This window comes from Parafrankia sp. BMG5.11 (assembly GCF_004337455.1).
Genome location: NZ_SJXI01000205.1, coordinates 1 through 1,303, shown reverse-complemented (window position 1 = coordinate 1,303; position 1,303 = coordinate 1). Strand labels below are relative to the sequence as shown.

Annotated in this window: 1 protein-coding gene; it reads right to left on the bottom strand. The window is 73.5% G+C overall.

What is annotated here, in order from left to right; genetic code table 11:
- The coding region (locus E0504_RS49910; RefSeq protein WP_131628138.1) for an acyltransferase domain-containing protein at positions 1-1,303 on the bottom strand (1,303 nt) is incomplete at both ends.

The following is a 1,303-nucleotide window of genomic DNA, read 5'->3' as shown; positions in this document are numbered from 1 at the left end:
GCCAGTAGCGCTGGTTCTGGAAGGGGTAGGTCGGCAGGTCCACCTGCCGGCCGCCGGCCACCAGCGGGGCCCAGTCCACCGGAACACCGCGCACCCACAGCTGCGCCGCCCCGGCCGCCAGCCGGTCCAGCCCGCCGTCGCCGCGCCGCAGCGACCCCACGACCACAGCGTCCGGGACACCGGCCGCCTCGGCCGTCTCGATGATCGCCGCGGTCAGCACCGGATGCGGGCTGATCTCCACGAACACCCGGTGCCCCTCGCCCACCAACGCGTCGGCGACCTCATGCAGACGGACGGTCGACCGCAGGTTCCGGAACCAGTACTCCCCGTCAAGCTGCCCGGAAACAACCGGGGAGCCGGTGACCGTGGACCACATCTCGACAGTCCCCACACGCGGGACGATCCCGGCCAGCTCCGCGATCAGCCGGTCGCGCACCCGGTCCACCTGCACCGTGTGCGACGCGTAGTCCACCGGCAACCGACGAACCCGAACACCCTCCGCCTCCCACACGGACAGCAGCTCATCCAACCCCGCAGGCTCCCCGGCGACCACCGTCGCCGACGGCCCGTTCACCGCCGCCACCTCCACCCGACCAGCCCCCACCCCCGACCGACCAGCCCACTCCCGCAACCGAACCTCCACCCCACCCACCGGTAGCGCCACAGACGCCATGCCCCCGCACCCAGCCAGCTCCCCCGCGATCACCCGACTGCGGGCCGCCACCACCCGCGCCCCGTCCTCCAACGACAACAGCCCCGCCACACACGCCGCGACGATCTCCCCCTGCGAATGCCCCACCACCACATCCGGGCACACCCCCCACGACTCCCACACCGCCGCCAACCCCAACGCCACCGCCCACGACACCGGCTGCACCACATCCACCCGCTCCAGCAAACCCGCACCCCCAGCACCCACAACCCCCCCGACACCCGCGATCCCGGCGGCACCCGGGGCATCCGAGGCCCCCCGCAGGACGTCGACCAGCGACCAGTCCACGAACGGCGCCAAAGCCGCCGCGCACTCGGCGATCCGACCCGCGAACACCGCCGAGGCATCCAGCAGCTCCACGCCCATCCCCACCCACTGCGCCCCCTGTCCCGGGAACACCCACACCACCCGATCACCACCTGTGCCAACCCGCCCCCGCACCACCGTCTCCACGGGCTCGTCCGCCGCCAGCGCACGCAGCCCGGCCAGCCGGTCCCCACCGACCTGGGCGTCGCCAGCGCCCCGCTCCCCGAACACCACGGCCCGGTACTCCAACGCCGCCCGGCCCCGCACCAACGACCAACCCACATC